Source organism: Dietzia sp. B32, from assembly GCF_024732245.1.
GTDB lineage: Bacteria > Actinomycetota > Actinomycetes > Mycobacteriales > Mycobacteriaceae > Dietzia.
In genome coordinates, this window is sequence record NZ_CP093845.1 from 1,480,678 (window position 1) to 1,504,505 (window position 23,828).

General features: G+C 72.4%; 24 protein-coding genes. 4 read left to right on the plus strand and 20 right to left on the minus strand.

Going from position 1 to position 23,828, the window contains the following annotated elements; all coding sequences use genetic code 11:
- Window positions 1-130: 130 nt before the first annotated feature.
- The 7 genes from hemL to L8M95_RS07110 all read right to left on the minus strand — a co-directional run bounded on the left by hemL (window position 131) and on the right by L8M95_RS07110 (window position 6,753).
- Window positions 131-1,441: a glutamate-1-semialdehyde 2,1-aminomutase gene (gene hemL, locus L8M95_RS07080; protein WP_260489188.1), complete on the minus strand. Its 1,311-nt coding sequence runs from the start codon at window positions 1,439-1,441 to the stop codon at window positions 131-133.
- Between the two features lie 84 nt (window positions 1,442-1,525).
- Window positions 1,526-3,370: an alpha/beta hydrolase gene (locus tag L8M95_RS07085; RefSeq protein WP_260488778.1), complete on the minus strand. Its 1,845-nt coding sequence runs from the start codon at window positions 3,368-3,370 to the stop codon at window positions 1,526-1,528.
- Between the two features lie 252 nt (window positions 3,371-3,622).
- Window positions 3,623-3,874 (minus strand): hypothetical protein, encoded by a 252-nt coding sequence (locus L8M95_RS07090; protein ID WP_260488779.1) that lies wholly within the window; start codon window positions 3,872-3,874, stop codon window positions 3,623-3,625.
- Window positions 3,871-4,392, minus strand: a complete 522-nt coding sequence (locus tag L8M95_RS07095) for a hypothetical protein (protein ID WP_260488780.1) — start codon at window positions 4,390-4,392, stop codon at window positions 3,871-3,873. The genes L8M95_RS07090 and L8M95_RS07095 overlap by 4 nt, the downstream gene beginning before the upstream one ends.
- Window positions 4,379-5,017 (minus strand): hypothetical protein, encoded by a 639-nt coding sequence (locus L8M95_RS07100; protein WP_260488781.1) that lies wholly within the window; start codon window positions 5,015-5,017, stop codon window positions 4,379-4,381. The genes L8M95_RS07095 and L8M95_RS07100 overlap by 14 nt, the downstream gene beginning before the upstream one ends.
- Complete coding sequence (hemB, locus tag L8M95_RS07105) at window positions 5,014-6,054, minus strand: porphobilinogen synthase (protein WP_260488782.1); 1,041 nt, start codon at window positions 6,052-6,054, stop codon at window positions 5,014-5,016. Before hemB ends, L8M95_RS07100 begins: the two co-directional genes overlap by 4 nt.
- Before the next feature lie 51 nt (window positions 6,055-6,105).
- Window positions 6,106-6,753 carry a maleylpyruvate isomerase family mycothiol-dependent enzyme gene (locus L8M95_RS07110; RefSeq protein WP_260488783.1) on the minus strand — a complete coding sequence of 216 codons (648 nt, stop codon included), beginning with the start codon at window positions 6,751-6,753 and terminating at the stop codon, window positions 6,106-6,108.
- A gap of 92 nt (window positions 6,754-6,845) precedes the next feature.
- On the opposite strand from L8M95_RS07110, the gene L8M95_RS07115 reads away from it, so the two are divergent.
- Complete coding sequence (locus L8M95_RS07115) at window positions 6,846-7,313, plus strand: MarR family winged helix-turn-helix transcriptional regulator (RefSeq protein ID WP_260488784.1); 468 nt, start codon at window positions 6,846-6,848, stop codon at window positions 7,311-7,313.
- A gap of 70 nt (window positions 7,314-7,383) precedes the next feature.
- Here L8M95_RS07115 and L8M95_RS07120 read toward each other — a convergent pair whose 3' ends face one another.
- The 3 genes from L8M95_RS07120 to L8M95_RS07130 form a co-directional block, all read right to left on the minus strand.
- The gene (locus tag L8M95_RS07120; protein ID WP_260488785.1) at window positions 7,384-9,027 is read right to left on the minus strand and encodes a bifunctional uroporphyrinogen-III C-methyltransferase/uroporphyrinogen-III synthase; all 1,644 of its coding nucleotides are present in this window, start codon (window positions 9,025-9,027) and stop codon (window positions 7,384-7,386) included.
- Between the two features lie 62 nt (window positions 9,028-9,089).
- Window positions 9,090-10,088: a hydroxymethylbilane synthase gene (gene hemC, locus L8M95_RS07125; protein WP_260488786.1), complete on the minus strand. Its 999-nt coding sequence runs from the start codon at window positions 10,086-10,088 to the stop codon at window positions 9,090-9,092.
- On the minus strand, window positions 10,085-11,398 hold the full coding sequence (locus L8M95_RS07130; protein ID WP_260488787.1) for a glutamyl-tRNA reductase: 1,314 nt from the start codon (window positions 11,396-11,398) through the stop codon (window positions 10,085-10,087). Before L8M95_RS07130 ends, hemC begins: the two co-directional genes overlap by 4 nt.
- 485 nt (window positions 11,399-11,883) lie before the next feature.
- On the opposite strand from L8M95_RS07130, the gene L8M95_RS07135 reads away from it, so the two are divergent.
- Entirely contained in the window at window positions 11,884-12,234 is a 351-nt protein-coding gene (locus L8M95_RS07135) for an HNH endonuclease (protein WP_260488788.1), read from the plus strand.
- A 37-nt stretch (window positions 12,235-12,271) separates the two neighbouring features.
- Here L8M95_RS07135 and L8M95_RS07140 read toward each other — a convergent pair whose 3' ends face one another.
- A complete protein-coding gene (locus L8M95_RS07140; RefSeq protein WP_260488789.1) occupies window positions 12,272-12,541 on the minus strand; it encodes a glutaredoxin family protein in 270 nt (89 codons plus the stop codon).
- A gap of 73 nt (window positions 12,542-12,614) precedes the next feature.
- On the opposite strand from L8M95_RS07140, the gene L8M95_RS07145 reads away from it, so the two are divergent.
- A complete protein-coding gene (locus tag L8M95_RS07145) occupies window positions 12,615-13,796 on the plus strand; it encodes an HAD family phosphatase (RefSeq protein WP_260488790.1) in 1,182 nt (393 codons plus the stop codon).
- A gap of 42 nt (window positions 13,797-13,838) precedes the next feature.
- Here the strand turns inward: L8M95_RS07145 and L8M95_RS07150 are convergent, their stop codons facing one another.
- From L8M95_RS07150 to L8M95_RS07180, 7 genes are all read right to left on the minus strand, one after another.
- Complete coding sequence (locus L8M95_RS07150) at window positions 13,839-14,972, minus strand: lysophospholipid acyltransferase family protein (protein ID WP_260488791.1); 1,134 nt, start codon at window positions 14,970-14,972, stop codon at window positions 13,839-13,841.
- Window positions 14,969-16,180 (minus strand): NAD-dependent epimerase/dehydratase family protein, encoded by a 1,212-nt coding sequence (locus tag L8M95_RS07155; RefSeq protein ID WP_260488792.1) that lies wholly within the window; start codon window positions 16,178-16,180, stop codon window positions 14,969-14,971. The genes L8M95_RS07150 and L8M95_RS07155 overlap by 4 nt, the downstream gene beginning before the upstream one ends.
- Before the next feature lie 177 nt (window positions 16,181-16,357).
- A complete protein-coding gene (locus L8M95_RS07160) occupies window positions 16,358-16,459 on the minus strand; it encodes a 30S ribosomal protein bS22 (RefSeq protein WP_003855542.1) in 102 nt (33 codons plus the stop codon).
- 182 nt (window positions 16,460-16,641) lie between these two features.
- Window positions 16,642-16,863, minus strand: coding sequence for a helix-turn-helix domain-containing protein (locus L8M95_RS07165; RefSeq protein WP_010540934.1), 222 nt, complete (start codon window positions 16,861-16,863; stop codon window positions 16,642-16,644).
- 285 nt (window positions 16,864-17,148) lie between these two features.
- A complete protein-coding gene (proC, locus tag L8M95_RS07170; RefSeq protein WP_260488793.1) occupies window positions 17,149-17,988 on the minus strand; it encodes a pyrroline-5-carboxylate reductase in 840 nt (279 codons plus the stop codon).
- 358 nt (window positions 17,989-18,346) lie between these two features.
- On the minus strand, window positions 18,347-20,107 hold the full coding sequence (locus L8M95_RS07175; protein WP_260488794.1) for a hypothetical protein: 1,761 nt from the start codon (window positions 20,105-20,107) through the stop codon (window positions 18,347-18,349).
- 2 nt (window positions 20,108-20,109) lie between these two features.
- Complete coding sequence (locus L8M95_RS07180) at window positions 20,110-21,057, minus strand: Ppx/GppA phosphatase family protein (RefSeq protein WP_260488795.1); 948 nt, start codon at window positions 21,055-21,057, stop codon at window positions 20,110-20,112.
- Window positions 21,058-21,090: 33 nt separating this feature from the next.
- On the opposite strand from L8M95_RS07180, the gene L8M95_RS07185 reads away from it, so the two are divergent.
- Entirely contained in the window at window positions 21,091-21,945 is an 855-nt protein-coding gene (locus L8M95_RS07185) for a hypothetical protein (RefSeq protein ID WP_260488796.1), read from the plus strand.
- On the opposite strand, the gene L8M95_RS07190 is transcribed toward L8M95_RS07185, so the two are convergent.
- Both L8M95_RS07190 and L8M95_RS07195 read right to left on the minus strand, forming a co-directional pair.
- Window positions 21,927-22,616 (minus strand): response regulator transcription factor, encoded by a 690-nt coding sequence (locus tag L8M95_RS07190; protein ID WP_260488797.1) that lies wholly within the window; start codon window positions 22,614-22,616, stop codon window positions 21,927-21,929. The two genes, L8M95_RS07185 and L8M95_RS07190, sit on opposite strands and share 19 nt — an antisense overlap.
- The gene (locus L8M95_RS07195) at window positions 22,613-23,809 is read right to left on the minus strand and encodes a cell wall metabolism sensor histidine kinase WalK (RefSeq protein WP_260488798.1); all 1,197 of its coding nucleotides are present in this window, start codon (window positions 23,807-23,809) and stop codon (window positions 22,613-22,615) included. The genes L8M95_RS07190 and L8M95_RS07195 overlap by 4 nt, the downstream gene beginning before the upstream one ends.
- Window positions 23,810-23,828 lie beyond the last annotated feature (19 nt).

The following is a 23,828-nucleotide window of genomic DNA, read 5'->3' on the forward strand; positions in this document are numbered from 1 at the left end:
GCCGCGGACCCGCCCAGCGACGGCGGCGCGACGGCGGGCGCCGGATGATCACCGCGGAGGGGGATCGGCAATGAGGTGGGACCCGTCGACGGGACGGCGAGCCGACCGCGCATACCCCGGCCGTCGCGGCTCATCGGCCCGCCTCCGGGGCGGACGCGGCGGCGGCGGCCTGCGCGGCCACCGGCAGGGCGTCGGCGATGTGCTGGAAGTCGTCGTCGGTCAGGGCGGTGGAGACGAACCAGGTCTCGAACGCGCTCGGCGGCGCGTAGATCCCCCGGTCGAGCAGCGTGTTGAAGAACGGCGCGTACCGGAACGTCTCGGCGGCCTTGGCCCCGGCATAGTCGGTGACCTGGTCCTCGGTGAAGAAGACGCTGAGCATGGTGCCCGCCCGCTGGATGGTGTGCGCGACACCCGCGGCCTGCAGGGCGTTGCTGATGAGCGCCTCGAGCCGGTCGGCGTTGGTCTGCAGCGTGTAGTAGCAGGCGTGGTCGGCCAGCCGCAGCGAGGTCAGGCCCGCCGCCACCGCCACCGGGTTACCGGACAGGGTGCCGGCCTGGTAGACGGGCCCGGCCGGCGCGAGGGAGGCCATGACGTCGGCGCGGCCACCGAACGCGGCGGCGGGCAGCCCGCCGGACATGACCTTGCCGAACGTGGTCAGGTCGCCGGCCACGCCGTCGATCCCCCACCAGCCGCGGTCACCGGCACGGAATCCGGTCATGACCTCGTCCATCACGAGCAGGGCGCCGTTTTCGGAGCACAGGGTGCGCAGTTCCTCGTTGAAGCCGGGCAGTGGCGGGACGGTGCCCATGTTGCCGGCGGCTGCCTCGGTGATCACGCAGGCGATCTCGTCGCCGTGGTTGGCGAAGACCAACCGGACGGCGTCGACGTCGTTGTACGGCAGGACGATCGTGTCGTGGGCGGTCGCGCCTGTGACTCCCGGCGAATCCGGGAGGGCGAACGTGGCCAGTCCCGATCCCGCGTCCGCGAGCAGGGCGTCGACGTGCCCGTGATAGCAGCCGGAGAACTTGACGATCTTCGAGCGGCCGGTGAATCCCCGGGCCAGGCGCACGGCGCTCATGGTGGCCTCGGTGCCGGAGTTGACCAGCCGCACTTCCTCGACGGAGGTGCGGGCGACGATCTCGCGGGCGAGGTCGACCTCACCCTCGGTCGGGGTGCCGAAGCTCAGTCCCCGGGTCGCGGCGTCGCGGACGGCGTCGACGATCTCGGGGTGGGCGTGCCCGTGAATCATGGGGCCCCAGGAGCAGACGAGGTCGATGTAGGTGTTGCCGTCGACGTCCGTCATGCGAGAACCCCGCGCTTCACGCATGAAACGCGGGGTTCCGCCGACGGAGTTGAACGCGCGGACCGGGGAGTTGACTCCGCCGGGGATCAGCTCGCGGGCCTCGGCGAAGAGCTCGGCCGATCGGGTGGTGCCGGACATGCCGGACGGGGTCGTGAAGGCATCACTCGAAGAGGTCACCGGACCAGTGTCTCAAAGTCCGGCCGCGAGTACCCCCTCGCGGTGTCAGGCCCGCGGCGGAGCCGGCGGGGCAACCGGTGCGAACAGCGACTTGGCGGCCGCGTCGACCTGGCCCGCGAAGTCGTGGAACGCCTTCTCTGCCTGCTGGTGCAGTTCCTGCGGCGTGGGCAGGGGTGCAGGGGCGGGCACGACCGGAGCAGGTGCGGCTGCCGGCGCGGGCGCGGGGGCGACGCCGGCGTCGCGGTGGGTGCCGTACCAGTCATCGGCCCCGGCGACGGGCGCGGACATGCCCTTCTGTGCGGCGGCGATGCGCTCGGCCTCGCCCCACTTCGGCAACGGCTCCGGGGACGGCTTGCCGTCGACGTGGCCCGGCGTGGCGATCCCGTTCTCGAGGAAGTCCATCACCAGCTTGTCGACGGCCTCGTTGCCCATGCGGAAGGTGCCGTGGTCGCCGCCGCCGACGGTGACCAGCGCGCCGCCCATGGCCTCGGCAACGCGATGCGCACCGGCGATGGGGGTGACCGCGTCGTCCTCGGAGTGCAGCACCAGCGGCTTCTCGTCGAGAGCCTCCCCGTTGGGGTCGATCGTCCGGGCGATCGGCTGCCAGCCCACACAGTCGTCACCGGCGGCCTCGACCGCGGCGCGGGTGGTGAGACGGTTCCCGCCGGTCGCCTTGTCGGCCTTGGCCGCCATGACCCCCAGCTGGTCGGCCGGGGCGGCGGTCTCGTTGCAGGTGATGATCGCGTTCATCTCGATGTCGGTGCGGTACACCGGCGAGCGGCTCTCCTGCGCGGCCAGGATCAGTCCCACGGTCTCGTAGTCGGCGCGCGCGATGGTGCCGCCGTCGTTGTAGTACTTGAGGATGTGGGCGAGCATCGGCCAGGCCTGCTCGGAGTAGGTGGCGCCGACGGTTGCGTCGAAGAGTCCGGTGGTGGCGTTGTTGGTCAGCCCCTGCAGCGCGGCGGCGCGGGCGAAGCCCTCGGCACGGGCGCGGGCGGGCGCGGTCCCGTTGATCACGTCGAGCGCTGGCCGCTCGATCGCGCTGCCGCGGAGCTCGACGGGCAGGTCACCGGTCTGGGCCGGCGGCGGGGTGAGGTTGGCGGGGCCGCCCACCTCCTGGTCGGTGACCCACTTCCAGGAGTGGAAGACCTTCAGCGGGGTGTCCCCGAGGCCGTAGTAGTCGTCGCGCTCGGCGATCCAGGCGAAGATGTCGTTGACCCGCTTCTCCTGGGCCAGCGCCCCCTGCTCGGCCTGCTTGTTCCACCGCCAGTCGGGGTGGGTGTTGGAGTCCAGCACCATGCGGCCGGTGTGCTCGGGGTACAGGGTGGCGAAGTCCGTGCCGATCGCGGTGCCGTAGGACACGCCCACGTAGTCGATCTCGGCCAACTCGAGGGCCTCGCGGACCGCGTTCATGTCGCGGGCGGCGTTCTCGGTGGTCATGGACTTCATGTACTCGGGGTCGGTCCCGTAACACGCGTCGTGGAGGGGATTGACCGCGCCCGGGCCCACGAAGTCCACGTTGCAGACCATGGGATTGGAGCCGTAGAGCCCGCGCGGCTGGACGGCCACGAGGTCGTGGTTCTCGTACAGGCCGGCCGGGCCGGCGCCGTCGAGGGCCGGGCTCCAGAAGTTCAGGGCGTAGTTGCCGGGCCCGCCGGGGTTGCCGAAGACGGTCGATCGCGCCTGCCCGGACGAGGCTTTGATGCGGGTGAGCGCGACCTGGGTCTTGGCGGCGTCGGGGGCGGTGTAGTCGACGGGAACCTCGACGGTCCCGCACTCGAGTCCTGCGGGGACGTACTCGGCCTCGATGCCGAGCATCTCGGTACAGTCCTGCCATTCGATCTGGGCGGCCGAGGCCACTCCCGATCCCAGAAGTGCGATCGCTCCCACGACCGCGGTGGTGCCAACGAAAGTGCTAGACGGCTGCACCGATCCCCGTTTCCATGTGCTGTAGGTGTGACTCCGGCGAATCGGACGCATCGACTGCCCATTTTCACGAGCGTCACATGCGTCCGAACCGACCCAAATGTAGCCTGTGGCCCGCGCCACGAGTCAGCGGCCCGGGCACACTCAGAAAACCGTCATACGATCGTTACCGCCGCACACGGACCGCCCGGAAAAGCCCAGGCAGAAGTAGATCTGTCAGGCTCCGTCCTTCTCCACCCCGGGGGTGCGGCGGAGGATCGCGAGGGTCGTGAGGACCATCGCCATCCCGGCCGCGACGGCGGCGGCCAGGAGCAGCCGGGTGTCGGTGCGGAGACGGTCGAGACTGCCCTCGACGGGCGGGTCGACGATGGGCGGCGCGACGGCCACCACATCCCGGGACAACCACCACAGTGCGACCGCGAGGACGGCGGTGGCGACGGCGGCCACGGCGAGGCGGCGAGAGCTCACTCGGGTCCCGGCTCGCCGCGGGTCGCGGCGACGGCTCCGTCGAGGGCGGCGTGCAGGGCCGCCCGGTTGCGGGCCCAGGCGCGGACCTCGCCGCCGGTGTCCAGGCGCAATCCCACCGCGGCCCGACGTCGGGGCATGTCACGCAACTCGCCGAGGGTTCGGGCGGTCTCCCACGAGGCCTCGGGATCGCCGGCGGCCGGGAGCGGCAGCACCTGTTCAACCCGGTCCAACTCGAGCTGCTCGGTGCCCTGGATGTACACGTCAGGCGTCACGCGGACGCGGCCGTGGACGCGGGTGGCGGCGATCATCACGCCGTGGCAGAGGGCGGACGCGATCGCGCAGACGGTGAGCATCATCCAGTGCACGGGGGCGCCGGTCACCATCTCGAACCCCGCGGCGGCGGCGCAGAAGACGGGGGCGGCGAGGATCCACGCCCAGCTCCACCCGTCCTCGGAGTACAGGATCGGCCCCTCGGGCTCAGTGCCGGGCCGGGTGGCGGCGGGTTCACTTGCCGGCACGCGCGCCGCCTCCCGGGGTCGTGTACTGCATGGCCTCGGGCTTGTGCTGGCGCCACACGGCGGTGGCTGCGCACAGACCGGCGAGGATCTGGAGGGCGATGACGACGAAGCTGACGACGTCTCCCCGCTCCCCCGCCGTCGCGACTCCGCCGAACACGCCGATCACGACGGACACTGCGTCCACGATGAGGAAGATGGCGACGATGTCGAGCATGGTGCGGGCCCAGCCTCTGCCGGCGCGCAGGCGGAAGGCCAGCCACACGGTGACCGCGGCGACGATCAGCGCCAACACGGCGCCCGCGGCCAGGGCGATGGAGAACATGCCCTCGACGGAGATGTCCGCGGATCCGGTGTTGGCGACCGCGTCGCGGAAGGCGTCCCGGGTGGCGGCGGGCAGATCCCCGAAGCTGGCGGTCGCGGAGTTGATCAGCATTCCGATCAGTCCGAACGCGGCGGCGGCCAGCCACAGCACCCACGCGGTGTGGATCTCCTCCGGCGGCGGGCCGACCGGATCGGCGGGCGGCTCGCCGCCGGCGGCACCTTCCGGCCCGGCGGGCCCGGCGGACCCGTCCGGCCCCGGGCCCGTCTGCGCGGGCGGGCGCCACGGCCCGCTGCCGCGGGTCACCGGGCGCCCCACCCCTGTGCGAGGAGGCGTGCGGCATGCAGGGCCCAGTAGGTCAGGACGATGTCCGCGCCGGCGCGGCGGATGGAGATCAGGGATTCCATGACGGCCGGGTCGTGGTCGATCCAGCCGCGTTCTGCGGCGGCGGAGATCATCGCGTACTCGCCGGAGACCTGGTAGGCGGCCACGGGCACGTCGGACAGCTCGGCGGTCTGACGCAGGACGTCGAGGTAGGACATGGCGGGCTTGACCATCACCATGTCGGCGCCCTCCTCGAGGTCGAGCTGCACCTCGCGCAGCGACTCGCGCTGATTGGCCGGGTCCTGCTGGTAGGCGCGCCGGTCACCGCGCAGGGACGAGCCGACGGCCTCGCGGAACGGGCCGTAGAAGGCGCTGGCGTACTTGGCACTGTAGGCCAGCACCGCGACGTCCTGGTACCCCTCCCGGTCCAGGGCCCCCCGGATGGCGGCGATCTGGCCGTCCATCATCCCGCTGGGTGCCACGACGTGCGCGCCGGCGGCGGCCTGGCTGACGGCGAGGTCGTTGTAGGCGACCAGCGTGGCGTCGTTGTCGACGATCTGCTCGCCGCGCGGGTCGGTGCCGAGCACGCCGCAGTGGCCGTGGTCGGTGAACTCGTCGAGGCAGGTGTCGGCCATGATCACGAGGTCGTCACCCACCTCGTCGCGGACGGCGGCCAGGGCGCGGTTGAGGATGCCCTCGGGGTCGGCTCCGCAGCTGCCGGTGGCGTCCTTGTCGGCGTCGAGGGGAACGCCGAACAGCATGATGCCGCCCAGTCCCGCCTCGGCGGCGGCGACGGCCTCGCGTCGCAGCGAATCGACGGTGTGCTGGACGACGCCGGGCAGCGACGAGATGTCACGCGGTGCGTCGATCCCGTCGGCCACGAACGCGGGCAGTACCAGCTGTCGCGGGGCGAGCGTGGACTCGGCGACGAGCCTGCGCATGGCCGGCGTGGAACGCAGGCGACGCGGGCGCACCAGCGGCGCGGGAACGGACGGGGTCTCGTCAGGCGGTGTCGTCACGACCTCCACTGTACGAAAGTCGCCGGTAGTCGGGCGCGGCGCGGACCTGCGTCAGGCCGCGACGCGCCCGCGCACGAGCTCGGCGCCCGATCCGCCGAGGCGGTCGAGATGCGCCGTGCGCCCGGTGAGAACCAGGAACAGGTCCCGCATCGACCCGGTCACCCCGGGTCCGTCGCCGGTGGCCCAGTCGAGGTCGTCGGCGACCAGGCGCACCCCCGCGGTCGACAGCGGGTGGAACACCTTGGCGTTGCCCCGGCCGCCATAGGAGACGACCCGGTCGGCGGCCTCGGCGATCTCCTCGGCGGGGATCGGGATCTCCCGCCCCAGGGGCACGGTGATGTCCTGGGTGTGCCCCACCACGTCGATCAACGCCTCACGGCAGGTCAAGCCGGGGAACGGCCGGTGGTGTCCGATCATGCGACGGAGGGCGTCGACGATCTGTTCGTCGGTCATCCGCCGGGCCAGCGCGGTGGACCCGTCCCGGATCGTTCGGTTGGTGCTCCCCGGGTAGCGCAGGAAGATCGGCACGAGGCGCCACCGCGGGAGCCCGGCGAGCGTCAGGTGCGCGGCGACCTCGCGGACCGTCCACGCATCACACAGGGAGGGCCGGTCCCAGTCGTCGGGCGGGAGTTCGTCGAGGTAGTCGGCGATCGCGCGGCGGCGTCGGTCGACGGCCGCCCAGACCTCGGTGTCGTCCATGACGACCCCTTTCTCCGGTGCGGCCCGACCCCCCGGGCCGCGACTAGTACCATGATAGGACTATCTTCGGACGCCGAACCTGAGGAGTCGCCGTGGACCCCGAGACCCCGGCCGCCGACCCCGCCCCGACGAGCCTGCTCATGTGGCTCGGTTACCGCGCGGCGGAGGACCGGATCGCGGCGGCGCTGGCCGCGGCCGGATTCGGTGACATCACGCGCGCGCAGATCCGCCTGCTCGCGGGGATCGACGACGGCCGTGACAACGACGACGACAACGGCACCCGCCTCGTCGTGTTGGCCGAGCGTGCCCGGATCGCCAAACAGACCGCGACCGCCCTGGTCGACAGGTTGGCGGCGGCGGGGTATGTCCGGCGCGTGGCGGATCCGGACGACGGCCGGGCCCGGTTGGTGCGGCTCACGGCGCGGGGCCGGGAGGTCATCCCGGCCGCCCGGGCCGAGGAGCGACGGATCGACGCCGAGTGGCGGGCGCACCTCGGCGAGGAGCGGATGGCCCAGTTGCGGTCGGCGCTGGCCGAGCTCCGCGGTCTCGTGGACCCCTGAACACGCGCCCGCCCCGCGCGGCTGGTCGGCCGGGCGGGGCGGGCGGGGCGGGCGGTGCGGTCGGGGCGGCTCAGCGGCGCCGGGCGCGGCGGCGCGGCGGCGGCAGTTCGCCGGCGGCACGCAGGTGATCGGCGTGCGCGGCGAGGGCGTCGACCAGCTCGAGCACCGAGGCGTTCTCGGGCTGCACGTCCACGCGCAGGCCGAACTCGGCCGCGGTCTCGGCGGTGCGCGGCCCGATGCAGGCGATGAGCGTGCGGGCATGCGGCTTGCCGGCGATGCCGACCAGGTTGCGGACGGTCGAGGAGCTGGTGAAGCACACGGCGTCGAACCCGCCGGTCTTGATCATCTCGCGGATCTCGGCGGCCGGCGGGGCGGCGCGGACGGTGCGGTAGGCGGTGACGTCCTCGATCTCCCAGCCGCGGCCCGTCAGGCCCTCGGCGAGGGTCTCGGTGGCGATGTCGGCGCGCGGCAGGAGCACCCGGTTGACGGGGTCGAGCACGTCGTCGTAGGGCGGGAACACCTCGAGCAGGCCGAGGCTGGACTGCTCGCCGGTCGGCAGCAGCTCGGGCTGGATACCCAGTTCGCGGACGCGGGCAGCGGTGCCCTCGCCGACGCAGGCGATCTTCACGCCGGAGAAGGCGCGGGCGTCCAGGCCGAACTCGACGAACTTCTCCCACACGGCGCGCACGGCGTTGGAGGACGTGAACACGACCCACTGGTAGCGGCCGTCGACGAGTCCCTTGACGGCGCGCTCCATCTGGGCGGGGCTGCGGGGCGGCTCGACGGCGATGGTGGGCACCTCGACCGGCACGGCGCCGTGCTCGGCGATGCGGTCGCTCATCTCGGCGGACTGCGCCTTGGTGCGGGGCACGAGCACGTTCCAGCCGAACATGGCACGCGACTCCCACCACTGGTGGCGGTGACGCTCACCGGCGGACTTGCCGATGGTGACCACCAGGTCACCATCCATGTCGCGACCGACCTCGGCCATGGTGGCCAGGGTACCGTCGGCGGACTTCTGGGCACAGAGCGATCCGGAGCAGGTGACGGTCACCGGGGTTCCGGCGGCGAGGCCCTGCTCGGCGAGGTTGGAGGCTGCCTCGGCGAGGTGGCGGCCGGTGGTGCGCAGGACGATCGGGCCGGGCGAGCCGACGAGGGCCGCCCAGTCGACCTTGCCGCGGCCGTCGGCGAACACGTAGCCGGAGCCGAGCGCGATGCCGGCGAAGGCGGGCACGGCGGTGGCCTCGGCGACGCCGGGGACGACCTCGAACGGCACGACGGTGCGGCCGACGGAGGCGATCTCGGTGACGGTGGCGTCGGTGGTCATGGGGTCGCCGGTGACGAGGCGGACCACGTCGCGGCCCTTCTTGGCCTCGGCGACGAGCTGCTTGGCCACGGCGGCGGGCTCACCGAGCACGGGGCGGACGTCGGCGGCGGTGGGGGCGGGCAGGGCCTTGAGCCGCTTGACCTCGGCCTTGTCCTCGGCGGCCACGGCGGCGTCCATCTCGGCCCGGCGCGCGTCGAGCAGTTCCTGCGGGACCGGGACCTCCGTGGCGACCAGCGCCAGCACGTCGTCGGAGACGTCGGCGTCGGCGAACACCAGCGGGTTGCCGGCGAGGACCTCGCGGGCCCGGCAGGTGAGCATCCCCGCGTTGCCTGGACCGCCGCCGACGAAGCGGACGGTTCCGGGGCGGGTGGTGCGTGCTCGAGTCATTGTTCGTCTCTCCGTGGGGTGGGTGCCGCGCGCTGGCTGCGCGCGAGATGGGAGTTCGGGGGTCAGGATTCGGTGACGGTCGGTGGCGCCGTCGTGGATTCCCTGGGTACGAGTGGGGCGCGTTGCTCGGGCGATTCCTCGGACATGAGGTCCCGGGCGCCGCGGTCGAGCAGTTCGGCCGCGAGTCGGCGGCCGAGCTCGTCGGCGGCGGCGACCGGCCCGTCCGGGTGGTCGGCGGTTCCGGTGGTGCCCGTCGTGCGCAGGACCGTGGAGCCGTCGTGGGCGGCGACCACCGCGTGCAGCGTCAGTTCGCCCTCCTCGAGCTCGGCGCGCGCGCCGACGGGCGCGGTGCAGCCGGCCTCGAGGTCGCGCAGGAGCCGACGCTCGGCGGTGATCCGTACCCGCGAGGGCAGGTGGTCGACGACGGTGAGGGCCTCGGCGGCCTCGGCGTCATCGGCTCGGCATTCGACGGCGAGTGCACCCTGCGCGGGGGCGGGGAGCATCTCGTCGATGCCGAACCGGTGCGTGGCACGCTCCCCGACACCGGTGCGGTCGAGGCCGGCCGCCGCCAGGACGACCGCGTCGAGGTCGCCGCTGGTGACGTATCCCATCCGCGTGTCGATGTTCCCGCGCAACGGGTGCAGGTCGAGGTCGGGGCGCAGGGCCGCGAGCTGGGAGCGCCGGCGCGGGGCGGAGGTGCCGACGCGGGCCCCCTCGGGCAGCGTGTCCATGGTGAGCCCGTCGCGGGCGATGAGCACGTCGGACGGGTCGACACGCGGCGGCACGGCGATGGGCGCGAACCGGTCGTCGGGCGCGGTCGGCAGGTCCTTGTACGAGTGGACGGCGATGTCGCAGTCCCCGCGCTCGAGGGCGGCGCGCAACTCCAGGGTGAACACGCCCACGCCGATGCGCTCGACCGGGGCCATCACCACGTCGCCACGGGTCCGCACTATCACCAGCTCGGCCGGGTATCCGGCGGCGATGAGGGCGTCGCGGACGTGCCCGGCCTGGGTGGTGGCGAGGGTGCTGCCACGCGTGCCCACCTTCAGGGTCCTGCTCATGACGCCTCCTCGTCCACGTTGTTGTCCAGGTCGAACAGTGTGCGTACGACCGCCGCGTAGTTCTCGCCGTCCGGTTGGGCGGCGAGTTCCTTGAACCGCACCGTGGGCGGGTGCAGGAGTTTGTCGACGACCCGGCGGACGGTGTTGGCGACCTCGTCGCGGACGCGGTCGTCCATGTCCGGCAGCCGGGACTCGAGACGGCGCATCTCGGCGGCGACGACCTGCCCACCGCGGCCACGCAGTTGCCCGATGAGCGGACCGACACCGGCCATGCGCTCGGCCTGGGTGTACGAGGTGAGCTCGGCGTCGACGATCGTGCGGGCGGCGTCGGCGTCCGCGGCGGCGGCGGAGGTGGCGGGGTCGGCCTTGAGCGCCTCGATGCCCAACACCGTGACGCCGGGCAGTCCGGCGACGGCGGGGTCGACGTCGCGCGGCATGCCCAGGTCGCAGATGACGAGCGGGCCGCGGTCCCCGCGGCGGGCCAGCGCGGTGTGCACGTCGCCCAGGGTGACGACGGTGCCGACGGCCCCGGTGCAGGTGAAGAGGATGTCGGCGCGGGCGACCGCGTCGGCGAGCCCGTCGAGTGGGAACGCGGTGGCCGGGGTTCCCGAGTCGCGGGCGATCTCCGACAGGCGGTCGGCCCGCTCCGGGGTGCGGTTGGTGATCTCGATGTGGGAGATCCCGCCCCGGCCGAGGTGCGCGACGGCCAGGCCGCCCATCGCACCGGCCCCGAGCACGACCGCCCGGCGCCCGTCGAGGCCGCGGCTCGCACCATCCGAGAGGATCTCGGCGGCGCGGTCCAGTGCCACCGACACGACCGAGGCGCCGGCCGAGTCGATGCCGGTCTCGGTGTGGACGCGCTTGCCCACGTGCAGCGCCTGCTGGGCGAGCCGGTGCAGGGTGGTGCCGGCCGCGCCGATCTCGGACGCCGACTGGTAGGCGGTGCGGATCTGGCCGATGATCTGCTGCTCGCCCACGACCATCGAATCCAGGCCCGACGCCACGGCGAACAGGTGCTCGGCAGCGGACTCGGAGTAGCGCACGTACAGGTGGCGGCTTAGCTCGTCGGCGCCCAGGCCGGAGTGGCGCGACAGCAGGGCCACCACGTCGTCGAGCGCCGGGTGGAACGCGTCCACGGCGGAGTAGACCTCGACGCGGTTGCAGGTGGTGACGATCATCGCCTCGTCGACGTTCTCGCCGGCGATGAGCTGCTCGGTGAGTTCGTCGCGTTCGGACTCGGAGATGGCGACCGCCTCGAGCAGGGACACCGGCGCACTGTGATGGGACAGCCCCACCAGGAGAATGCTCACAACCGACCCCCGGGCGTCAGGGCCACCGGGGCCCATGCCAGAATGAATGCCAACTCGTCAACTCGGCCGCACGCCGGGTGGCGCGACGACTGCTGGCGAGAAGACGGGGCCCCGCAGGACGAACTCGCGGAACGCTGGTCCACAGTCGGTCGTCTCCCGTCGGTGTGCACGCCTGTCTACACGGCGCTTCCATGCCGGAAATGCCCTGCCGGGACGGCCGTGGCCTCAAGCCTGCGTACGACCCGTAACGGGCTCCACCGTAACCCGCCTGACACCCCGGGACAAAACCGTCACAGGGGCGGATGCTATATCCGGCGACCCTCCCGCGGCGGCCGTGAACAGCGCGGACCCCCACCCACCACCCGCCCACCCGTCGCCCGGGGGCCCACTCTCGGGACACCGCTCACCACAGGGGCTCGTCCGGCGCCGCGGCCGTCCGCCGTACGGTGACGGTCGTGCCCCCTCGTCGCAGGTCCTCCTCAACCATGTCCGCCGCGACCCGTGCCCGCTACGCGAAGCGGCGTCAGCGGCGCCTGTCGCGCGTGGACAACGACCTCACCGACCCGCAGTGGACCCTGATCCTCGACGCGTGGGGCGGCTGCGCCTACTGCACCGCGACCGGGACGGCCCTCCAGAAGGACTGCGTCCAACCCATCTCGCGCGGCGGGCGCTACACCCTGGAGAACGTGGTCCCGGCCTGCGCGTCGTGCAACGCCAGCAAGTACAACAGCGAGGTCACCGGGTGGCTGCGGCGCAAGAAGCTCGACGAGGGCGCGTTCCTGCTCCGGCACGCGACCATCCTGCGGGACCTGCGCGACGCGCGGCGGGAGGAGTGAACGGCGGGCACTGCGACCGCTGCGCCTGCCGGCCGGTTCAGTCCCATCCCGTGAACGGGCGGGGGTCGGCGAGGGTGGCGACGAGCTCGTCGTCGTCGACCTCCCAACACGAGTGTTCCTCGCCGTCGACCAGCACCACCGGCAGGCGGTCGCCGTACTCCGCGGCGAGCTCGCGGTCCGCGGCGTGGTCCACGTCGGTCAGCTCGAGCCGGGCGGCGGCGCGCTCGCACAGCGGGATCAACTGGCCGTGGACGCGGACGCAGCTGCCGCAGCCCTCGCGGGTCAACAGGGTCACCGTGTGCACCATGACTCGATAGTGCACCACCCCTTCGGGGCTGCCCTAGGATGGGGTCCCAGCGCCCTTCAGGAGGTCCCGCCCGGTGAATGACTCCCGCCCGGTGAACGACGACGACGCCGCCGACGCCAGCGGCGCCGACGACAACAGCGACGACGACAACGCGCACACCCCCGGCGTTGAGGGTGTCGCCGGCTCCGCCGAATCCGCGGGGTCGAACCGCTTACGGTCCGGCCCGCGACTTCTCGGCCGGGCCGATCTCGTCTCGGCTCTGGGCCGGCTGGTGTGGCGACGCCGCGACGCGCGGATCCAGCGGCGCGCCGGTGAGGCCTCCGCCCGGCACGCCGTCAAGCTCGAACCCGGCGCCGAGCCCGGTCCCCCACTGGCCGACTACGACCGGAGTGCAGGCTCCGGCACCGCCCTCGCCGATCGGGACGCCACCGACGCGACCCTCACGGAGCCGTTCGAGCCGGACCCGCAGGTCGCGGCGTTCTTCGACGTGGACAACACCCTCATCCAGGGCGCGTCGATCATCCTGCTGGCCCGCGGGCTGGCCAAGCACCGCTTCTTCACCGCGCGAGACGTCGCCGGGTTGGCGTGGTCGCAGGCCAAGTTCCGGATCTCCGGGGAGGAGAACGCCGACGACGTCGCCGCCGGCCGCGACAAGGCCCTGAGCTTCGTCGCGGGCCGCACCGTCGCCGAGCTGACCGAGCTCAGCGAGGAGGTCGTGGACACCTCGATGCTCGACCGGGTCTGGCCGGGCACACGCTCGCTGGTGCAGATGCACCTGGACGCCGGGCAGCAGGTCTGGCTGGTCACGGCGACGCCGGTGATGCTGGCGCGGGTGATCGCCACCCGGCTGGGCCTGTCCGGTGCGCTCGGTACGGTCGCGGAGGAGGAGTACGGCGTCTACACGGGCCGACTCGTGGGAGACATCCTGCACGGGCCCGGTAAGGCGCACGCGATCTCGCGCCTCGCCGAGGCCGAGGGCTTCGATCTGAGCAGGTGCTACGCCTACTCGGACAGCTTCAACGACATGCCGATGCTCACGCTGGTCGGCAACCCGGTCGCCATCAACCCGGATTCGAAGCTGCGCAAGTACGCCTCGGAGAACGGCTGGGACGTCAAGGACTTCCGCACGGTGCGCAAGGCGGCGAAGAGGGCGATGCCCGGTGTTCTCGCGGTCGGCGGCCTCGCCGGTGCGCGAGTGGCCGCGCGCTCGACCTACGGAAGTCGCGCACTGGACCGGGCGCGCCGCATCTTCTGACGCCGGCTCCCCCGCCGCCGGCTCACCCGGCCGGGCGGCGGCTCAGCCGAAGAAGACGCTGCCGCGGCGGGCGAGGTTGCGGAACAGCGTGTTCTGGATGGTCTCGCGCACCTGGTCGGTGATCTCGAAGACCACCATCGGGTCCTCGGCCGCGTCGGGACCCAGATGTGAGGTCTCGATCGGCTCGCCGAACTCCATCGTCCACTTGGTGGGCAGCGGGATGCCACCGAGCGCGCCGAGCAGCGGGAACCCGGGTGTGACGGGCATGTAGGGCAGGCCCAGCAGCCGCGCGAGCGCCGGGACCTCACCGATCTTGGGGTAGATCTCCTCGGAACCGACGACCGAGCACGGGATGATCGGCGCACCGGCGGCCAGCGCGGTGGCCACGAACCCGCCGCGGCCGAAGCGCTGCAGACGGTAGCGGTCGGCGAACGGCTTTCCGAGCCCCTTGAAGCCCTCCGGCCACACGGCCACGACGTGACCGCTCTCCAGCAGCCGCTCGGCGTCGGCGGCGCAGGCCAGGGTCGCACCGGCCCGGCGGGCAAGCGGAGCGGATACCGGCAACGACATGGCCAGGTCGGCGGCGAGCAGGCGTAGTGCGCGTCCGGCATGGTCGTGGACCGCGACGGTGGTCATCATCCCGTCGAGTGGCAGGACGCCGGCGTGGTTGGACACGATCAACCCGGCGCCCTCGGCGGGGATGTTCTCGGCGCCGATCACCTCGACCCGGAACCAGTGCTCGAACAGCGGCCGCCAGAGGGGCAGCCAGATATTGGTGTGGAAGTGCTCGTCGAACCCGAACTCGTCGACCTCGTACCCGCCGGTGACGCGGGTGGCCAGCAGCTCGCCGGCGGCGTTGACCGCCTCGGCCATGCTGGTCAGAGCGCTGACGTCCCCGGTCGCGAGCATCGTGTCGACGCTGCGGGCCAGATCACGGACGGGAGACAGGACCTCGGCGTCGATCGGCAGGGCCTCGACCGCCTGCCCGATCGAGCCACGCATCGAGGTGAGGAACCGGTCGACGATCCGCCCGATCTCGGTGGCCGCGGCATCGCTGCTGGTGGTCTCGCCGACGAATCCCTCGCCGACCGCGCGGTCCCCGCGGGCGTCGCGCCGGCCCTCACCCCAGCGCGGGCCGCCGAGGGGCTGGGACAGGTCGAATTCCGGGCCCTTCACGGCGCCTCCTCCACGGTTGGCTCGAGCGCGCTGGTCTCCGGCGCAGGGGTGTCCGGGGCGCTCGGGTCCGGCGCGCCCGGGTCGGGCAGGGCGCCGATCGACTCGAGCTCGCCGAGGGTGGTGTCCACGCCCGCGCGCAGGCGGCTGGCCACCGGCCCCGGAAGCCTCCTGGCGATCTTGGCGGTCTTGCGCTCCAGCGCGGCCCTGGTGATCAGCGGCTCGGCGCCGGAGTCCACGATGTAGGCGTGCAGCGCCTCCTCGGTCGTGTACCTGGGAGTGAACCCGAACTCGGTGCGCATCCGGGTGGTGTCCAGGGTGCGGCCGTACCGCATGAAGCGCAGCTGCGCCGGCCCGATGTCGCGCAAACCCTGGCTCGAGAGCAACCGGGCTGCCAGCTTGAACGCCTGCGGCATCACCGGCAGCGGGATGTGGCCGGCGCGGCGGATGGCCTGCGTCAGGGTGAGGATGCCGTCGCCGGCGATGTTGTAGGTGCCGGGGGTCGCGCCCCTCGTGGCGTGCAGCAGCGCGTCCAGGGCGTCCTGCGGGTGCAGCAACTGGATGCGCGGGTCGTAGCCGGCCAGGACCGGCGCCACCGACGGCAGCAGCAGTTCGCCCACCACCGTGGGCTCGGGCAGACCGAGGATCGCCGGGATGCGCAGGATCGTCACGTCGATGTCCGGGCGCTTGCGGGACATCCCCCGCACGTAGCCCTCCACGGACGAGTGGTCGAGCGGGATGCCGCCGCTGGGCAGGCGCCGGGCGGCCATGTCCTCGGTGAACATCGCCGGGTCGACGCCGGAGGAACCGTACACCGAGGTCGAGGAGATGAGCACGAAACGCTTCACCGTCGCCGCCCGCCCGCACGCGGCGATCACGTGCATGGAGCCCATGATGTTGGCCTCCTTGACGGCCGCGCGGCCGCCGGGGGCGAAGTCGGTGTGGTGCAGCCCGGCGTGCACGACCGTGTCGATACCGGCCTCGCGCAGGATCCCCTGCAGGCGCGGGGACTGCGGGTCGAGCCGCACGAACTCGGCGTCACGCATACGTCGGCGGTGCTGCGGTGACGGCTTCACCGAGTCGATGGCCAGGACGCGCTCGACGCTCTCGTCGCGCAGCAGCATGCCCACCAGGTGCGCGCCGAGATACCGGCTACCGCCCACGACCGCGACGGCACGGGCCGGGCGACGGTCTGGCAGTTCGGTGTCCACCCGCCCGAGTCTAACCGCGGACCCCCTCGGCCATGTGCGCAGTCCTCACCGCGGGCGCCGTCGGATCCCGCGTCCGCGCACCAGCCCGCCCGCAAATACACCGATGCCCGCCACCACTGCTGGTGACGGGCATCCGCTACAGGCGTGAGTCCGGGCGCTATCGGTGCGCCGCAGAACTCACTTACCGAGCTTGCGACGCTGCACGCGGGTCCGGCGGAGCATCTTGCGGTGCTTCTTCTTGGACATACGCTTGCGGCGCTTCTTGATCACAGAACCCATATCGGGGTCACCTACCTGTCGACTACTGGTCTGGGGCCTTACAGCCCGCGAAGGGCCTTGACTTGCGCTCCGGCATCACGAGCGGGCTCGGGCAGCCGGGACGGAACCCGTCCAGACTACCTCCCGCGCCCCGCTGCCACGAAAACGGGCCGGACACCGCCCCGCCGGGGCGGCTCACCGCGTCAGCCTGCGGAGAAGTACGACGTATCGAGGTACTCGTGCACGGCCTTGGAGTGGACCCGGAACGACCGACCCACCCGCACGGCGGGCAGCTCGCCCGAGTGGACGAGTCTGTAGACCGTCATCTTGGACACGCGCATCAGCGCGGCGACCTCGGCAACGGTGAGGAACTGCGAGCCCCCCGCCGCCTGCGAGCCGCCTTCGGTCTTGTCGGTAGTCGCCATCGTCACAACCCTTCGTGGCACGCGTCGTGCCGCAGGCTTCCCCTCCTGCGGTACGGACACGCACGTGCTGGGTATGAGCCTAGCGTGAATGGTGTGATCAATGCGACGGGAGTGGGCGAATTACATCGACGACACGCCGCCCGATCCCGCCTTCACCCATCCTGAGCTGGGGTTGTGCTAAATAAGCGACCCGCCGGGTGGCTCACATCTCACCCGGCGGGTCGGTTCGGTAGGCGCACACGCGGCCCGTTCGGCCACGGCGGCGACGGGCGGGGCGCGGGTCGGTCAGTCGTCCTCGTCGTCGTCGTCGGAGACCGAGGCCTGGGCCAGCGCCCGCGACCGCGTCGCCGCCGCCTCGACCGCCTCCGCCACGGCCGAGCGCAGTCCCCCGGCCTCGAGCCTGCGGATGGCCGCCGCGGTGGTGCCGCCCGGGGAGCTGACGTTGTAGCGCAGCTCGGCGGGCCCCTCGCCGCCGGCGGTGAGCATCGCGCCCGCGCCGAGCGCCGTGCCGGTCGCCAGCGTGAGCGCCACGTCGCGGGGCAGCCCGCGCTCCACGCCTGCGTCGACCATGGCCTCGGCCAGGAGGAAGAAGTAGGCGGGGCCGGACCCGGACACCGCGGTCACGGCGTCCATCTGGGACTCGGCGACGACGACGACGAGTCCCACGCTCTCCATCATCGTGACCACCTGCGCGAGGTGCTCGTCGCGCGCATAGCGGCCCTTGCAGACCGCGGAGACGCCGTGCCCCACGAGCATCGCCGTGTTGGGCATGACCCGCACGACCGGCGAGCCGGCGCTGAGCTTGTTCTCCAGCACAGTGGTGGGCACGCCCGCCGCGAGCGAGACCACGATCGACTCGTGGACGCTGTCCGAGATGGCCTCGCCGATGCGATCGACCACCGCCGGCACGTCCTGGGGCTTGACGGCCACCACGATCACGTCGGCGCCCTCGCAGCCGATGTCGAGGCTGGTGGACAGGATGTTGTACTTCTTGGCCAACTCGTCGGCGCGGGCCTGCACGGCCTCGATCACCACGATGTCCGAGGCCTCGGTCCCGGACTCGCGGAGCCCCGCGATGAGGGCCTCGCCGATGCGTCCGCCACCGACCACTGCGATTCTCGTCATGCCGTCAACAGTGCCACACGCGATCAGTGCCGCACGCGCGCCGCCGTCGGCCGGCCGTGGGGCTGCCCTCCCGCTCCGGCACCGAACTTCACCTGTCGGAATGCGACTGACCTGCGGGGCCCCTCAGGTCAGTCGCATTCCGACAGGTCAGTCGGGGGCTCCCCCGGGATTCCGGCGCGGGCGGCGGCGGGCAGCCGCGGGCTGACGGGGCGGGCGGCGGGGGGCAGCCGCGGGCTGACGGCGCGGACTGGCGGCCCGGGCCGTCGGCTGGACGCTCATACCGGGCGCCGCCGCAGAGACGACTCCGCCCGCACCTGGTGCAGGTGCGGGCGGAGTGAGGTTCGCGGCCGGGGTCCGGTCAGGTGACCAGCCTGAGCAGGAGCGGACCGCACGTCACGCCGAGACCGACGATCACCGCGAGGGCGATACTGACCGAGTCGTTGGTCCTGCGCAGGACCCGGACCATGGCGACCAGGCCGATGATCACCACGATCGCCAGCGCGAAGGCCACCCACGGCAAGTCGCGCCAGAGCAATTGGAAGCCGATGAACAGGGCCGCGCCCGCGACCGCCGAGGCGAGCACCTGCGCGATGAGGATCAGCCACTGCGATGCCGGTGACCGCTCGGGCTCCGCGCCTCCGGGGGTGTACTCGAAGTCGCGGTATCGCGAGGAATCCGGTTCGCCCGGGGCCTGACGCGGCGCGGCCGCCGGCGCTGAGGCGGTGTCCGCGCGATCGGTGCCCGCACGGTCGGTGTCTGCGCGATCGGTGCCTGCACGGTCGGCGGCGCCGGACGGCTGCTGACCCGCCGACCGCTCTGTCGTCGTCTCGTCGGACTTCGGCCGCTCGGTGCCGGTGCCCGCCCCGGTGACGGCCGCGGCCATCCCCGCGACTCCTGCACCTCCGGCAGCGGCTGCGGTCGCCGCGCCGAGGGCACCCCCGCGCGTGGCGGTGCCGGACTCGCCGTCCTGATCGGCGGGAACCTCGGGGGCACGGTGGGCGGTCGAGCCGCTACCCGACGGCACGCCCCATGCAGGCGCGTCGGCTCCCGCAGGGGCCTTGTCGGCTCCCGCGGGGAACTTGTCGGTCGGGGCGCTCGTCGGTGCTGCCGCGCTCTTGTCAGCCGCAGCGCCCTTGTCAGCCGCCGCGCTCTTGTCAGCCGAGGGCTTGACCCCAGGGGCCGCGGACGAGGCCGGGGCGGGCTTGACCGCAGGGGCCGCGGACGAGGCCGGGGCGGGCTTGACCGCAGGGGCCGCGGACGAGGCCGGGGTGGGCTTGTCGGCACTGTCGGCGGCGGTCTTGTCGGCGGCTGCGGCACCGGCGACACCCGCCGCGCCGGCGCCCGCGACACCTGCAGCAACGGCGCCGGCCGGCCCCACGCCGCCGCGATCAGGTCGATCGGTGGGCGTCGGGCGGGTGGCAGGCGCGGTGGACCCCGACTGCTCCGGCTCCTTGCGCCTGCGGCCGAACAGCCCGCGGAGGCCACCCTTCTTCTCGGGCTGGCCGGTGTCATCGGCGATGTCGGCCCGCGGCTGGGCCGGAGCCGACGGAGCCGACGGGGACGGAGTCGACGACGGCGCGGCGTGCTGCGTCGAGGCGGCCGGCATCCGCGTGGTCGCCTGCTCCGACGCCGATGGGGTCGGGGTCGGCGTGGCGGCCGACGGCGTGGTCGACTTCTCGGCCGACCCGGCGGAGGCGGACGTCGGTGCCCCGGTCTCGGGGGCCCGCCGCCTGCCCGAGGGCTTCGGAGCCTGCTGGCCCTGAGGTGTGGCCGCGCTCGTCGTCGTCGTCCCCGGGGTCTTCTGGGCCGCCGTCACGGCACCGTCCCCGGCGCCCGTCACGGCACCGCCGTCAGCGCCCGCCTCCGCGCCCTGACCTGCGTCGGCACCGGCGGCGGCTGCTTCCTCGGCCTCCCGGGCCCGACGCCGCGCCGCGCGACCACTGAGCACGGTGTCGTCGGTGATCCTGGGGATCTCACCGGTGAGCTCGGAGACGCTGAGCCCGCCGTCCTCATCGGCCCGGCGACGACGACGCCCGGTCGGAGCGGCCTGCTGCTCTGCGCCCATGCGCTTGAGCAGCTCCGCCACGGTGATCTGCTGACCGTCTGAATCCTCGGCCATCGTCAGCTCCCCTTCCCGTCGCCGCCCACGTCCCGGTCGAGACGCTGCAGGATGAGCCCCTCTCGCAGAGCCCACGGACAGATTTTCACACTTTCCAGACCCAACGCACGCATGGACGCCTCCGCCACCAGCGCCCCCGCCACCACCTGATGCGAGCGGTCGGAGCTGATGCCCTCCAACTCTGCCCTGTCCGCGGCCGTCATGCGGGAGATAAACGCGATCACCTGCCGCAGACCGGCAGCCGTGAGGACCCGCTCGGCGCGCGGGCCCTCCGACGACGGCGCCGCACCCGTGAGCCGCGCCAGCATGCGGAACGTCTTGGAGGTGGCGCACGCCAGGTCGGGTTCGCCGGCCGCGCGCAGTTCCCTGGCGGGCCCGTCGAGCTCGGCGTCGATGTAGTCGCGCAGCTGGTTGATCCGCTTGCGTTCCGGCGGGTCGGTCTTGAACCAGTCGTGGGTGAGGCGGCCGGCGCCCAGCTGCAGGCTGTGTGCCTGCTCGGGCAGCTCGTCCTCCCCGGAGGTCATCTCGAGCGACCCACCACCGATGTCGAGGTTGACGATCCGCCCCGCGCTCCAGCCGTACCAGCGGCGCGTGGCGAGGAACGTCATACGCGCCTCGTCCTCGCCGGAGAGGACCCGCAACTCGATCCCGGTCTCTTTCTCCACCTTGGCCAACACGTCGTCCGAGTTGGCGGCGTCCCGCACGGCGGAGGTGGCCAACGCCATGACCTCGCGGCACTTGGTGGCCTCGGCCAGCTCGGCGGCCTCGTTGACGGCGTCGACGAGCCGGGCGATGCCGGTCTTGGAGATGTTGTTGTCCTCGTCCAGGTACTCGATCAGGCGCAACCGGGTCTTGGAATCGTTCATGGGCGTGGGATGGCCACCACGGTGGGCATCGACCACCACGAAATGGACCGTGTTACTTCCCACGTCCAGGACACCTAATCTCACACGCCCACCCTAAACGGTCTACGGTCGCTGGTTGTGACCGCCACCGAACGCCCCTCGACCCCGGGCGCCCCGCTGCCCGAGGTCCCCCTCGACTTCCCGCGCGAGTGGTACACGTTCCCCGACCCCGCGAATGACGAACATCTGATCTCCGCCGACATGACGTGGCTGCTGTCGTCGTGGACGTGTGTCTTCGGTACGCCGGCCTGCCACGGCATCGAGCGCGACCAGCCCGACTCCGGTTGCTGCACCCACGGCGCGTTCCTCTCCGACGACGCCGACCGACAGCGGCTCGAGGCCAACGTCGCGCTGCTGCGGCCGGAGGAATGGCAGCACCGGGACGCCGCCCGGGCCGCCGCGTCGGCCGACGGGAGCGCGCTGGAAGCGTGGCTCGAGGAAGACGAACTGACCGGCGACGACGGCGAGATGGAGCCCGCCCTCAGGACGCGCCGCCTCGGCGGACGGTGCGTGTTCTTCAACGACGTCGGGTGGCCGACCGGGTCGGGCTGCGCCCTGCACCACCTCGCCGGGCGGACGGGGCGGAGCCTGCCCGAGTCCAAGCCGGACGTCTGTTGGCAGCTGCCGATCCACGTGACCCGCGAATGGGAGACCCGCCCCGACGAGGTGGAGATCCTCCACACCCGCGTCGGGGAGTACGACCGTCGCGGCTGGGGCCCGGGCGGGCTGGACCTGGACTGGTACTGCACCGGGTCCCCCGAAGCGCACGTCGGCGTGGACCCCGTCTATATCTCCCTGCGTGACGAGTTGGTCGAACTCCTGGGCGCCCAGTGCTACGAGGTGCTCGCCGCGGCGTGCCGGCGCCGGCGGCAGCTCGGGATCGTGGCCGTGCACCCGGCGACAGAGCGGGCCGGTCAGCCCTCGAACTTGTAGCCCAGCCCGCGGACGGTCACCAGGTGCACCGGCTTGCCGGGATCGGACTCGATCTTCGAGCGCAGGCGCTTGACGTGCACGTCGAGGGTCTTGGTGTCGCCGACGTAGTCCGACCCCCACACGCGGTCGATGAGTTGCCCGCGGGTGAGGACCCGGCCGGAGTTGCGCAGCAGGTACTCCAGTAGGTCGAACTCCTTGAGCGGCAGCGTGACCGCCGACCCCCGGACGAGCACCGTGTGGCGCTCGATGTCCATCCGCACGGGCCCGGACTCCAGGACGCCGATCTCGTCGACCGGTTCGGACTCGGCCTCGGCGCCGCGCCGCAGCACGGCACGGATGCGGGCGATGAGCTCGCGGGCCGAGTACGGCTTGGTGACGTAGTCATCGGCCCCCAGTTCCAGGCCGACGACTTTGTCGATCTCACTGTCCCGGGCGGTCACCATGATCACCGGGACGGTCGAGGTCATCCGCAGTCGCTTGCACACATCCGTGCCGGACATCCCGGGGAGCATGAGGTCGAGCAGCACGATGTCCGCGCCGTCGGACTCGAAGTTCTGCAACGCGGTCGGGCCGTCCCCCGCGACGGTGACCTCGAAGCCTTCCTTGCGGAGGAGGAACGCCAGCGGATCCGCCAACGAGTCCTCGTCCTCCACGATCAGCACCCTGGTCACGGCACCTGGTCCTCTCCTTGTGTGGCCTGCTTGGCGTCGGGTGGTCCCCCGTCGCCGCCCGGCTCCACATGAGCCGGAAGTTCGAGTGTGAAGGTCGACCCGGTACCGGGCCGGCTCCACAGACTGACCGCGCCGTTGTGGTTCTGCGCGACGTGCTTGACGATCGCCAGGCCCAGTCCGGTCCCGCCGGTCGCGCGGGAGCGGGCCTTGTCGACGCGGAAGAACCGCTCGAAGACCCGGGCCTGGTGCTCCGGGGCGATGCCGATGCCGCGGTCGGTGACACGCAGCGTCACGGTGTCGCCGTTGATGCCCCGGGTGATCGACACCGGGGTGTGCTCGGGCGAGTAGTTGATGGCGTTGGAGATGAGGTTGGACACCGCCGTGACCAGCAGGGTCCAGTCGCCCCTGACCTCGAGCCCGGACGGCGCATCGGTGATGAGCTCGATCCCCGCCGCCTCGGCCGCCGAGGCGGACCGGCGCAGCGCCTCGGCCACCACGTCGTCCACGTCCACCGGCTCCGGGTCGCGGATCCGCTCGGCGCCCTGCAGTCGCGAGAGCTCGATGAGCTCGGAGACCATCTTGCCGAGCCGCTGGGCCTCGCTCACCACGCGGCCGCCGAAGTACTCGACAGAGTCCGGGTCATCCTTGGACTCCAGCAGCGCCTCGGCGAGCACAGCCATCGCCCCGACCGGGGTCTTGAGCTCGTGGGAGACGTTGGCGACGAAGTCGCGGCGGGCGGCTTCCATGCGACGGTGTTCGGAGTCGTCGTCGGCGAACACCACGACGAACTGCTCGCCGTTGCCCTCGAGGATCTCCCCGCGTCCACTCACCGACGGGATGCGGCGGCGACCGGGGGCCATCTTGGCCGGCAGGTCGAATCGGGTGGGGTGCCCGTCCGTGAACGTCGACTCGGCGGCGCGCCAAACCGGATCCACCAGCAGGCGGTCGTCCACGATCCCCAGCTCGGCGGCGCGACGGTTGTAGAGGACCACATCCTGGTGGCGGTCCACGACCGCGAGTGCGTACGGCGCCTGCTGATAGACGCCCCGCAGCACGTCCAGCCTACTGGGCCCGGCCTGCTCGGCACGGCGTCGCTCGCCGCGCCGGTGGATCAGTGGGACGACGAAGCCTCCCACGATGAAGCCGATGATCCCGGCGACGATCGCGAGGAAGATCCCCAGACTGACCTGCACGACCCCGATCCTACGGTGT

Bases quoted from the DNA above. Each gene is read 5' to 3' on its own strand.
- hemL (WP_260489188.1), bottom strand. From the start codon at position 1,441: ATGTCCGGCACCACCCGATCGGCCGAGCTCTTCGCCGAGGCCCGCGAG.
- L8M95_RS07110 (WP_260488783.1), bottom strand. From the start codon at position 6,753: ATGGACGACACCGAGGTCTGGGCGGCCGTCGACCGACGCCGCCGCGCG.
- L8M95_RS07120 (WP_260488785.1), bottom strand. From the start codon at position 9,027: ATGACTCGAGCACGCACCACCCGCCCCGGAACCGTCCGCTTCGTCGGC.
- hemC (WP_260488786.1), bottom strand. From the start codon at position 10,088: ATGAGCAGGACCCTGAAGGTGGGCACGCGTGGCAGCACCCTCGCCACC.
- L8M95_RS07135 (WP_260488788.1), top strand. From the start codon at position 11,884: ATGTCCGCCGCGACCCGTGCCCGCTACGCGAAGCGGCGTCAGCGGCGC.
- L8M95_RS07140 (WP_260488789.1), bottom strand. From the start codon at position 12,541: ATGGTGCACACGGTGACCCTGTTGACCCGCGAGGGCTGCGGCAGCTGC.
- L8M95_RS07160 (WP_003855542.1), bottom strand. From the start codon at position 16,459: ATGGGTTCTGTGATCAAGAAGCGCCGCAAGCGTATGTCCAAGAAGAAG.
- L8M95_RS07165 (WP_010540934.1), bottom strand. From the start codon at position 16,863: ATGGCGACTACCGACAAGACCGAAGGCGGCTCGCAGGCGGCGGGGGGC.
- proC (WP_260488793.1), bottom strand. From the start codon at position 17,988: ATGACGAGAATCGCAGTGGTCGGTGGCGGACGCATCGGCGAGGCCCTC.
- L8M95_RS07175 (WP_260488794.1), bottom strand. From the start codon at position 20,107: ATGGCCGAGGATTCAGACGGTCAGCAGATCACCGTGGCGGAGCTGCTC.